Below are 11,993 nucleotides of genomic sequence, written 5' to 3' on the forward strand. Positions count from 1 at the left end.
AATATGTATTTTTTATTTATTTAATAACATCAATATCTTACTTTTTGACATCACAATTATAATACGACTTTGATCTNTATATTTTTTAAAAAAATACTGAAGATTAACTCAGGATATTGGATTAATTTTTTTTCTCAAACTAAGCTGTATTCATCGTAACGAAGTGCACGAAATCTGAACAAATAAATACCGAGTAGATTTTAGTCCTTCGATTGATGAAATCCTAATATTATTACAGGAAAATATCATGACTACATACCAAACAGCGATTGATGCAATCCGCGAATTAAAAGCTAAATTCGGCAACACATGGGCAGACATCAGTCCTGAAGATGCTGCACGTATGCAAATGCAAAACCGTTTCAAAACTGGTTTAGATATTGCGAAATACACAGCTGCGATTATGCGTCGTGATATGGCTGAATACGATGCTGATTCTAGCAAATATACTCAATCTTTGGGTTGCTGGCACGGTTTCATCGCACAACAAAAAATGATTGCGAACAAAAAATATTTCGGTACTACTAGTAAACGTTATATCTATCTTTCTGGTTGGATGGTTGCAGCTCTTCGTTCTGAGTTTGGTCCACTTCCTGACCAATCTATGCATGAAAAAACTTCAGTTCCAGCTTTGATTGAAGAAATCTATACATTCTTACGTCAAGCTGATGCTAAAGAACTAAATGATTTATTCCGTGCACTTAAAAAAGCAAACGATGCTGGTGATACTGCAAAAGCAGCTGAAATTACTGCTAAAATTGATAACTTCGAAACTCATGTTGTGCCAATCATTGCTGACATCGATGCTGGTTTTGGTAACGAAGAAGCAACTTACTTGCTTGCTAAGAAAATGATCGAAGCTGGTGCTTGCGCGCTTCAAATTGAAAACCAAGTATCTGATGCTAAACAATGTGGTCACCAAGCTGGTAAAGTAACAGTTCCTCATGAAGACTTCATAGCTAAAATCCATGCATTACGTTATGCATTCTTAGAAATGGGTCTTGATGATGGTATCATCGTTGCTCGTACCGACTCTGAAGGTGCAGACTTGACTCAAAAAATCCCGGTGGTTAAAGAGCCAGGTGACATTGCTTCTCAATATATTAGCTATTTAGATACAACTGAAATCGACATTGCTGATGCACAAGAAGACGAAATCTTAATCAAGCGTGATGGTAAATTACACCGTCCAAAACGTTTAGCTTCTGGTTTATATCAGTTCCGTGAAGGCACTCAAATTGACCGTGTTGTACTAGACTGTATCACAAGTCTTCAAAATGGTGCTGACTTACTTTGGATCGAAACTGCAACTCCAAACGTTGAAGAAATCGCTCACATGGTTAACCGTGTTAAAGAAGTTGTTCCAAATGCGAAACTTGTTTATAACAACTCACCATCATTCAACTGGACATTAAACTTCCGTCAACAAGCTTATGATCGTTGGGTTGCTGAAGGTAAAGATGTTTCTGCTTATGACCGTGCTAAATTGATGAGCGCTGAGTACGATAATACTGAATTGGCTGCTGATGCAGATGAGAAAGTACGTACATTCCAGGCGGATGCTTCTCGTGAAGCGGGTGTATTCCATCATTTGATCACTCTTCCGACTTACCATACAGCTGCTCTTTCTACTCACGAGCTTGCTCAAGGTTACTTCGGCGACCAAGGCATGCTGGCTTATGTTGCTGGAGTACAACGTAAAGAGATTCGTGGTACGATTGCATGTGTTAAACACCAGGCTATGGCTGGTTCTGACATCGGTGATGATCACAAAGAAATCTTCTCTGGTGACAATGCATTGAAAGCTCATGATGATGCTAAAAACACAATGAACCAGTTCGCTGCTCACTAAGTTGTGAATTGATTCAAAAACCCTGCGAAAGCAGGGTTTTTTTGTGATGAAATAAATGATCTAAATCTCAGAGTTATACTGAATATCCATATCGATTGATGAGATGTTTTGTGGATTTGATCAAACAAAGAATCGTGAGACTCAACTGGTTTATTTAATAATTTTATTAAAATTTAATTTCTTATGTTGGTTTTTGTGGTTATATCAAGTGAGTCTAGTCACCTTGGAAATAATCGTTTGCATTTACGTTTGAATTTTTCGAATTTAAAAAATGTATAATACTTTGATTAAATATCTTGTTTCTCTTTCTAATAAGTTCTAAGTGGTGGCAAATAAAAGAGGATCATTATTATGATCCTCAAGTTGACTACTGTTTTATGGCTTTGGTTTTAGACCTTGAGTTAGACCATTAATATCACCACCATTAATTCCGAGTTCATTCATTAAGCTATCAATCAGAGGCGCTTGTGAGCGATAGCGTAGGGCACTATTCACAACTTGATCAGATAATGCAGTTTGTCCTTGTTGTTCACCACTTTCAGATGTTGTAATTGAGCTACTTACACCATTTAACCCATTGACTTGTAAAATTTTGATGTCATCAATATTTTCCATCGGTTTTACACTTTCACGAATGATTTCAGGCAAGTATTTTATTAATGCCAGACGTACCTGCATTTCGACTTGTTCTGGAGAGAGGACATTGTTTGCTTCATTAACGGCACGTGTTCCTTCAGCATCAACCTGATATTGTTTTTCCTGTGCTTCTGTGAGAAGTTTTTTCGCATCTGCTTCACCCTTAGCTTGTAAGCGAAGTTTTTCAGCTTCCGCCTCAGCACTAATACGTACAGCTTCAGCCTCATCGACTGCCGCTTTTTTACCTGCTTCTGCTGCGACCGTAATCGCGATTGCATCTTTTTCGGCAGCCTGTTTTGCTGCAACTAACTCAACAGCCTTTTCACGTTCTGCACGTTGTGTTTCACGTACAGTTAAAACTTCTTCCTCTGCTTTTACCGCTGCCGCACGTGCCTGGTCTGCCTGTGCTTTTGCTTCTGATTCGGCACGTGATTTTTCCGCAATGGCAATAGCACGATCTTGTTCAGCAAGTTCAATCGTTTTTTTCTGCTCAACTTGAGCTTTCTGGATCAACTGTGCCTTTTGAATGTTTTCATTTTCAACATCACGAGCCGATGCAATACGCTTAAGTTCTACTTCTCGTTCGGCAGCAATACGAGCTTCTTCAGCTTCACGTTTTTTTGCGGCTTCCTGCGATGCAATTTCAGCAAGTTGTTCAGCGCGACGAATCGCAATTTCACGTTCTTGCTGTAACTTGGCATATTCTTCTTCACGTAAAATTTGCAAACGTGCCTGTTCGGTTTCCAGGTTTTTTGCTTTAATGGCTAGATCATTATCTTGTTCAATGTCATTCCGTTTTTTGCGACGATCTTCAATAGTCTCGGTTAGCTTGGTCAGACCTTCAGCATCAAATGCATTTTGAGGGTTGAAATATTCAAAACTGGTTTGATCCAGACCCGTTAAAGAAACGGTTTCTAATTCTAAACCATTCTTATATAAATCTTCAGAAACAACTTGTTGAACTTTCTGAACAAAATCAACACGCTTCTCATGTAATTCTTCCATTGCCATCTCTGCTGCAACGGCACGTAACGAATCGACAAACTTACCTTCAACCAGATCTTTTAACTCTTGAGGAGACATCGTCTTTTTACCCAGAGTTTGAGCAGCTGTTGCAATTGACTCTGCTAATGGTTTCACACGTACATAGAATTCAGCCATAACATCAACACGCATACGGTCTCGTGTAATCAATGCCTGATCTGCGGCACGTTTTACTTCCAGACGTAAAGTATTCATGTTAACAGGGATGACTTCATGTAAAACTGGTAAAACAATTGCTCCACCATTTAATATGACTTTTTCGCCACCAAAGCCAGTACGAACAAATGATACTTCTTTACTTGAACGTTTATAAAGACGGGCAATAATAATTCCAATAATGATGAGTGCAAGTAAGATAACACCTGCAATAATGAGTATTTGGTATAAAGAAGAACTTATCATTTAAATTTTCTCGTTACTTTGATTATAAAATTTAGACTTCAATTGCTTGAAATCCAAGAGTTGTTTTTTGGGTTAGCAAGACTTCTTGGCCTTGTTTAAAAATGATGTCAAGCTCTGGTTCAACCAGAATGTAGTGAATTTGTCCAAACTGATCTTGAACTTTGGCTTCTGCTGGAGAGTTTGGTTTTGCCTCACCTAGAATAATAATTGCTTTACGTCCAATAAGATCTTGAGCGTGAATTGCTGTGGTTTCATCTTTAGGAATAATTTTTGAAATAATTGCAGATGAAAAACGAACCAATGGCATGCATAAAACGAGACAACCAGGTGCAATAATCCAGATCGGTAAGAAGCCTGTCGTGAGTTTTGCAATAAGCATTTGGCTTATTAGACCAAATAAGCCGTAAACGGTCAGAAATATAATCAACCAGACTAAAATAGGAATTCGTCCGATATAAAGCCAATCCAGGAGTCTAATTACAAGACCATGATCTGGATTGACTTCAAAATCTGGATGAGCATGATCTGGTACAAACTGCTCCAGGATTCCTTGAGAAGACGAACCAGCAATTAATAACAAACATTCAACTATGCCTAGTAAAAAAACTAAACAGATACTAATACTGAATATAAGATTAGAAGGATGAGTTATAAGTTCCCACATTATTATTTAAGCTCAATATAATTGTTTTGTAAAAGTTAAATCTATTTTGATTAAATCAATTTATAGGACATAGTTCAATCAAAAAAAACAAATATGTTATAAATGAATTATTAATTAGAAAATTTAAATAAAAAAATACGCAATGATTGGGGTTGTCATTGCGTAGTACAACGAATCTGCTCTCACAGATCCGGTTAAATGGTGACAATAAGTTATAACCAACTTATTTGCTCTGGATTAATAATAGGACATTAAGAAAATTATGACTAGGTTTTAATGTGAATATTTTGTTATTTAATGTAATTTTTGTGATGAATTTATCTGAAAAATAAAACCCCAATTCTATGGGGCTTTATTTTGAAATTAGAGATTATTTTCTTTTAAAAATGAAAAACGCCTAATCCATTTTTAACTTCATCTAAAGTATTCTGAGTGATTACACGACATTTGTCAGTGCCTTCTTTCAAAATATCCATAATATAATCAGGATCCTTAGCAAGCTCCTGACGACGTTCGCGGATAGGACCAATCATCTCTTTTAATACACCTTCGAGGCGTTTTTTCACTGTACCATCACCAAGGCCACCACGACGATAATGTGCTTTAAGTTCTTCAACTTCTTCTTTATTTGGGTCGAAAGCATCTAAATAAGTGAAGACAACATTACCTTCAACCTGACCTGGGTCTTCAATACGTAAATGGTTTGGATCGGTATACATTGCATTAACAGCTTTTTTAATGTCTTTGTCTGAGGCATCAAGCACAATGGTGTTACCAAGCGATTTCGACATTTTTGCCTTACCATCAAAACCAGGTAAGCGCCCCATATTAGAAAGTAGTGCCTTGCATTCGGGTAAGATTTCATGACCAATTTGACGATTAAGACGACGAACAATCTCATTTGTCTGTTCGATCATTGGGATCTGATCTTCACCAACTGGTACAACTGTTGCTTTAAATGCTGTAATATCAGCAGCTTGTGCTACAGGATAGCATAGGAAACCTGCTGGAATATCGCGTTCAAAACCGCGCATTTGAATTTCAGATTTAATCGTTGGATTGCGTTCCAGACGAGAAACAGTAACAAAGTTAAGGTATAACATTGTTAGTTCATTTAAGGCAGGTAAACAAGATTGTACACAAATTGTTGTTTTACTCGGGTCAATACCAACAGCTAAATAGTCGGTTGCAACCTCTATGATATTGCGGCGGACTTTTTCAAAATTATCGGCATTATCGGTTAAAGCCTGGGCATCAGCTAAAAGCAAATGCTGATGATGTGTGTCTTGTAAACCTACACGAGAACGCAAAGATCCGACAAAATGACCTAAATGAAGTTGTCCTGTAGGACGGTCGCCTGTCAAAATCACAGGACGATTGTCTTGATTACTCATTATCTATATCCAAAGTCGCTAGAGACGACATGTGTTGTTTCTACGAATGTCACACATTGTACGGCATAATTTTTTTTAATGTCAGCGAAAAAAACAACGAAATTGAATAAAATAAAAAACGAATTAGCAATTAATCAGTATATAAACCACATTTAATTTTATTTAGAATACGTAAATAGAATAAATAAGGAAAAAAAAATGGCGAGTAGTTTACTTCTTTTACTGGATGACATTGCGACAGTACTTGATGATGTATCAGTTATGAGCAAAGTTGCTGCTAAAAAAACCGCTGGTGTATTGGGGGATGATTTAGCATTAAATGCTCAGCAAGTGACAGGCGTGAGAGCTGAACGTGAAATACCTGTTGTTTTAGGGGTAGCAAAAGGCTCTTTTATTAATAAGCTGATTTTAGTTCCTTTAGCTTTATTGATTAGTGTGGTAGCTCCTTGGCTAATCAACCCTCTGTTAATGCTGGGTGGTTTATTTCTGTGCTATGAGGGCGTTGAAAAAGTTATACACACATTTCAACATAAAAAAGCCGATTCGGTGGAAGAAGCAACCAAAGAGTTTAATGAAAAAGAAATTGATTTAGCACAATTCGAAAAAGAGAAAATTAAAGGTGCTGTACGTACAGACTTTGTTTTATCTGCTGAAATTGTTGTGATTTCACTTGGTACTGTCGCAACAGCAGCATTTATGACAAAAGTGACGGTACTGTCTTTAATTGCAATAGTGATGACTGTTGGTGTTTATGGTTTTGTTGCCATGATTGTCAAAATAGATGACCTTGGATTATATCTAACTCAAAAAGTATCAGGTTTTCAACAGGCTATTGGAAGAGGCCTATTGGCTTTTGCACCAATTTTGATGAAATTGTTATCTATCGTTGGTACGATTGCGATGTTTTTAGTGGGAGGAGGTATCATCGCACATGCAGTTCCACTATTACACCATGTCACTGAAGATACCGTAGACCATATTGAATTGATTCCAAATGTTGGAAGTATCATTGGTGCGCTCACACCGACTTTATTAAACTTGATTTTTGGTATTGTTGCAGGATTTATTGTACTTTTATGTGTATCACTGATTCAAAAAATACGAAAAAAAGCGTAATTTAAAATGGTAAAAGTACAGTTAAAATAGTCCCATAGAATAAATAAGGATGATCGCTATGCTTTGGAAAGGTAGACGTGAAAGTGACAATGTTGAAGACCGAAGGGGTGGGGGAGGTGCCAAAGCTGGTGGAATCAGTATTGTGGGTCTTGTTGTTGCTTTTGTAGCATGGAAATTTTTTGGTGCTGACCCGCAACAAACTTATCAAGCGACAAAACAGCTTACAAATCAAACTCAGTCACAACAAGCCGATCCCACTGCATTGACTGCGGAACAAAAGGAGGATGGCGCATTTGTCCGTACTGTTCTGGCAGATACGGAGGATACCTGGATTCCCATATTTCAACAAAATAGTATGCAATATAAACAGCCAAAGTTGGTCATGTTTAGTGGTGTGGTCAATTCTGGTTGTGGCTCTGCTGAATCTGCAATGGGGCCCTTTTATTGTCCTGCAGATCAAACTGTATATATAGATACAGAGTTTTTTAAGGATATGCGTACACAGATGGGAATTACGGGAGATTCTAATTCTTCAGCTAAAGAAGCGGGTGATTTTGCAAAAGCTTATGTGATTGCTCATGAAGTGGGGCACCATGTACAAAACCTGTTGGGGATTTCTTCTCAGGTACAACGTGCTAGACAACAATCCAGTAAGGTACAGGGCAATCAATTGTCAGTTCGTCAAGAGTTGCAAGCAGACTGTTTGGCGGGTGTGTGGGCGAATCATAATCAACAGAGAACCAATTTTTTGCAACAAGGCGATGTTGAAGTCGCTATGGATGCTGCACATAAAATTGGTGATGATTATCTGCAAAAACGTTCTACTGGGCAGGTTGTACCAGATAGCTTTACTCATGGTAGTAGTCAGCAACGTATGCAATGGTTTCAAACAGGATTAAAAACGGGTGATATCAATCGCTGTGATACTTTTAATTCAACAATATAGATTTTTATAAATAAAAAAAAGAGGCTGATGTCCTCTTTTTTTTATTTAAATGTCATTAAAGTGATCATTTAATCTTTCTTTATTCTGAGTTGAAATACTTAAGTGATTTTTTATGTAAAAAAGTTGTATTTTTTCAAACTATGCTCACTACTTTTTTTGTAAAATTAATCGCATTCTCTATTTTTCATATAACATTTTTGAAATGTTTTGAGTCTGTGATTCCTGTTTTAAACAAATAATTGATAAAGGGTATGCATGGGTAATTTTTTTATTCTTCAAATTTTAACAGTAGTCTTTGCTTTATCCATTGCTACAACTATTTTTAATAAACGCATCTTAGACTTTCCTCAGGCTATCGGTGTACCTATTGTTTCTGCAATTTTTGTCTTTTTATTGCAATGGGGAGCTAGTCTGTTAAGTGGTAACCACTTTATTACGATAAATATCCATAACATTGAAGAAGCTGTTCGTCATATTGATTTTTATGATTTTTTAGTGAATGGTGTAATTTGTTTTATCCTGACCTCATCTGCGCTGAAATTTAAAGTCTCTGATTTGAAGAGTTATTGGAAACCGATCAGTATCTTGGCAACTATAGCTTTGGTTCTCTGTGCAGTACTGTTTGGTGGAATACTTTTTGGTTTCCAGTATTTGATTGGTAACCCTGTACCAATTCTGGTTTTACTATTGCTTGGCTCTGCTTTAGGTGCGACAGACCCGATTGGGATTAAAGGGGTGCTTAGCTCTATTCGTGCACCGCACCATTTGATGGTTAAACTGGAAGGTGAATCATTATTTAACGATGCCATGTGTATTGCTTTATTTATGACCTTACTCAATGTGCTTGAGGGAGAGCATTTTAGTATCTGGGTAACCTTGCAAAATCTACTTTATGAGATCGTAGTTGCAGTTATTATTGGCTGGGCATTTGGTTTGGCTATTTTGCGTTTACTTCGTGGTAAACATGAAATGGAATCTTTAATCTTGACTACGGGATTATTGGCATGCGGTTCTTACCTTATTGCCTTGTATGCTCATGCTTCTGCACCTATTGCTTGTGTAATTGGCGGGTTGATTGTTGGAAATAAATGGAAGGAAATTTTACAAGACCGTGAGATTCGGGAAGTGAATCATTTTTGGCATACTGTTGAAGGAATTATTAACTCTTTCCTGTTTACCCTGATTGGTCTTGAACTTTTTATTTTGGATTTAAGCACGAGTCTTATCCTTGGTGGTATTTTTGCATTCTTTGCATTACATATTTCACGTTTCGCTGCAAACTATCTGGCTTTTGCATTTTTTCCGTCATTTCGAAAAAAAACATATAACGGTAGTTTAGCAATCCTGTCTTGGGGTGGTGTACGTGGTGGTATTTCACTTGCATTAATTTTGGCAGTTGCCAACATTCCACAATTACGAGAGTACAGCAGTATTCTGATCGGCTATACCTTTATTAGTGTGCTGCTGTCAGGTGTTGTCTGTGGACTGGGTTTACCAGCAGTAATGAATGCCTTTTACTACAATCCTAACGAGCCTAAAGAGGGCTTTAAAGGCTGGTATCAACGTATGTGTAATAAAATGAATCGTAAAGGAATCAAGTACATTGTTGGTGAGGATGCTAATGGTCGTGAAACAATTACGATTTATAATCCAGAAGCTTTGGTTGATAAAAAGGCAGATGATGGTGTAGCAGCTGTACACCATCCAGATAAAGTTCAGGAAGTAAGACGTTTGGAAAACCCGAATAACTTCTAGTTTTCTTTAGTTTGATGCCAGAGCTGATTCATCTGCTAAAAAAGCACAAAGTTTTTCTTTGTGCTTTTTTATTTTCTTAGAAGTTAAATTTAGAATAATACTCTGGCTTTAATGGGAAAATATTAAGACTGCTATCTGGTATGCTTAGATAAGAAATCTAAGTAAGGTTTAACCAGAAGTTGTTCCTGTTCCAGAATTGGCATATGACCAACACCTTTTAAGATAACGGGTTCTTGTGCGTTTTTGAGTAGACTTTTTAATTCTGCTGCTGCTTCCACATTAATAATTTTATCTTTGTCACCCCATGCAATAAGTACGGGTTGATCTATGGAGCGGGTTGCAAGGGCAAAGGTATCAGGAGTATAAATTTTTGCCATAGTAACCAATTGTTCAACCAGTTTAGTTGTATTTTCTGCTTGAGAAATCATCATTTTCTCTTGCTCAACTTTTAATTCATTGGGCACAAAAGGTGGTAAGGCAGTTGCTATGGCGAAAAGCTTATCAAAGTCACCTGATTTACGCACCACAAAATTGCGTAGCAATGTTGGATCTTTTAAATAAGGTGTATTGGCAGATTTAAAGACACCAGCAGAGTCAACTAAAAATAAAGACTTTGTATCAATAGGATATTGAGCGGTATAGAGTAAGGCTACAGCTCCCCCCATTGAATGGCCTGCGATATTCATGTTTTTTTCAAAATGACCTGCTTCAGCAAAGCGACGTAGCTTTTCCGTTAAATTGGGAATTGAATAGTCAAAGTCGGCAGGTACTTTACTATCACCTTGCCCAGGTAGGTCAGGCACAATAACGTGATAGTAAGGTGTTAAATAGCGTGCGACACGATTCCAGTTATCACGGCTTCCTGCCAAACCATGCACGAGCATAACTGTAGGTTTATTTACATCTCCACCTTCACTATAAGCCCAGTCAATATCGGCAACTTTTAAACGCTTGGTCTGTAGCCCAGCCCAGCTTCTTTCCTGTTGTAATACGCTTTGAATATTAATCCCGGAAGAAGCGGCCTGAGTTTGTATTGGAACTGTTGTGATAGTAGAAATACTGAATGCAAAGCATGTGGATAATAAAAAGTTTGTGAAATTCCATTTCATAGTATGTACTCTTATTGTCATTTTAAAACTTGTACAAACTAGCCTAAAATATATACGGGTTAAATACATTTGCTAAAAAACTGAAAAGCGATATTTTAAGGTCAATCTATGCCAAATCGACATGCTTCAACCTCACAAGAGCTTGCTAGGCAGATATTAGAAGTTGTAATACGCATTCCCTACGGCAAGGTCGCAAGTTATGGACAAATTGCAAAAATGGCTGGTTTACCTAAACATGCAAGGTTGGTGGGGTATGTATTAAAGAATCTGGATGAAGGGGTCGATGTACCCTGGCATAGGGTGATTAACTCGCAAGGAAAGATCAGCTTAAATAGCAGAGATGAATTGGGTGAAAATATTCAAAAAAACAAATTAATTGCAGAAGGTATATTGGTTGTAGGGGATAAAATTAATCTTAAGAAATTTCAATGGCTAAATTAGAAAGCCCCTTATTCAGCCAGAAATAAGGAGCTTATTCATTTTATTCTTTGCGTACAACGAGCACGGGGATTTTGACTTCCCCGAGGACATTTTGCGCAACGCTCCCTAAAATGAATTTTTTAAAACCAGTACGACCATGTGAACCAATGACGATCAGATCAGCACCGACTTCTTCTGCTGCTTGAACAATTTCATGATGAATGACTTGTCCTTCAGCAATTTTAGTGTCAACAACGAGACCCTGATCACGGAAAAGCTGTTTGGCTTTATCCAGTGTTTCCTGAATATTTTGTTTAGCTCTATCGATAATGTCGTTACTACGAACAGCAGTTATATATTGTGCTTCAATATATGGATCAATTGCGAGAACTTGTAATACCGTAATTTTGCTACGGAAGTTTTTTGCTATATCCGCAGCTTGTTGTACAGCTGCAAACGAAGTTTCAGAACCATCAATAGGTACAAGGATATGTTCATAAGCCATAGTTTATCTCACTATTTAATGCCATTAAAATAACTTTATCATTGAGTTATATATTTACAATCCTGAGCTATTTAATAGGGATATATAAATATTAAGTTCATAATTTAAACTAACATATTTATGCAAATAAAACCTAGCAATTTCCACTAA

Annotated in this window: 10 protein-coding genes; 5 read left to right on the forward strand and 5 right to left on the reverse strand. The window is 37.2% G+C overall.

The genetic code is table 11. From position 1 onward, the window contains the following. The first annotated feature begins 247 nt into the window (after positions 1-247). Positions 248-1,852 carry an isocitrate lyase gene (locus KPC_RS12490; protein ID WP_121974690.1) on the forward strand — a complete coding sequence of 535 codons (1,605 nt, stop codon included), beginning with the start codon at positions 248-250 and terminating at the stop codon, positions 1,850-1,852. Positions 1,853-2,227: 375 nt separating this feature from the next. Here KPC_RS12490 and KPC_RS12495 read toward each other — a convergent pair whose 3' ends face one another. The 3 genes from KPC_RS12495 to trpS form a co-directional block, all read right to left on the reverse strand. Then, positions 2,228-3,934, reverse strand: coding sequence for a flotillin family protein (locus KPC_RS12495; RefSeq protein WP_121974691.1), 1,707 nt, complete (start codon positions 3,932-3,934; stop codon positions 2,228-2,230). A gap of 31 nt (positions 3,935-3,965) precedes the next feature. Then, entirely contained in the window at positions 3,966-4,601 is a 636-nt protein-coding gene (locus KPC_RS12500) for a YqiJ family protein (protein WP_171334486.1), read from the reverse strand. 377 nt (positions 4,602-4,978) lie between these two features. Next, positions 4,979-5,992 (reverse strand): tryptophan--tRNA ligase, encoded by a 1,014-nt coding sequence (gene trpS, locus KPC_RS12505; protein WP_121974693.1) that lies wholly within the window; start codon positions 5,990-5,992, stop codon positions 4,979-4,981. 198 nt (positions 5,993-6,190) lie between these two features. On the opposite strand from trpS, the gene KPC_RS12510 reads away from it, so the two are divergent. From KPC_RS12510 to KPC_RS12520, 3 genes are all read left to right on the forward strand, one after another. Beyond that, positions 6,191-7,108, forward strand: coding sequence for a DUF808 domain-containing protein (locus KPC_RS12510; RefSeq protein WP_121974694.1), 918 nt, complete (start codon positions 6,191-6,193; stop codon positions 7,106-7,108). Positions 7,109-7,166: 58 nt separating this feature from the next. Beyond that, on the forward strand, positions 7,167-8,054 hold the full coding sequence (gene ypfJ, locus KPC_RS12515) for a KPN_02809 family neutral zinc metallopeptidase (RefSeq protein ID WP_121974695.1): 888 nt from the start codon (positions 7,167-7,169) through the stop codon (positions 8,052-8,054). Between the two features lie 255 nt (positions 8,055-8,309). Beyond that, complete coding sequence (locus tag KPC_RS12520; protein ID WP_121974696.1) at positions 8,310-9,809, forward strand: cation:proton antiporter; 1,500 nt, start codon at positions 8,310-8,312, stop codon at positions 9,807-9,809. Positions 9,810-9,940: 131 nt separating this feature from the next. Here KPC_RS12520 and KPC_RS12525 read toward each other — a convergent pair whose 3' ends face one another. Beyond that, on the reverse strand, positions 9,941-10,918 hold the full coding sequence (locus tag KPC_RS12525; RefSeq protein ID WP_121974697.1) for an alpha/beta fold hydrolase: 978 nt from the start codon (positions 10,916-10,918) through the stop codon (positions 9,941-9,943). Between the two features lie 108 nt (positions 10,919-11,026). Between KPC_RS12525 and KPC_RS12530 the strand changes: the two genes are divergently transcribed. Next, the gene (locus KPC_RS12530) at positions 11,027-11,359 is read left to right on the forward strand and encodes an MGMT family protein (protein ID WP_121974698.1); all 333 of its coding nucleotides are present in this window, start codon (positions 11,027-11,029) and stop codon (positions 11,357-11,359) included. A 40-nt stretch (positions 11,360-11,399) separates the two neighbouring features. On the opposite strand, the gene KPC_RS12535 is transcribed toward KPC_RS12530, so the two are convergent. Continuing rightward, complete coding sequence (locus KPC_RS12535) at positions 11,400-11,843, reverse strand: universal stress protein (protein WP_121974699.1); 444 nt, start codon at positions 11,841-11,843, stop codon at positions 11,400-11,402. Positions 11,844-11,993 lie beyond the last annotated feature (150 nt).

It is taken from the genome of Acinetobacter stercoris, assembly GCF_900323515.1.
Lineage (GTDB): Bacteria > Pseudomonadota > Gammaproteobacteria > Pseudomonadales > Moraxellaceae > Acinetobacter > Acinetobacter stercoris.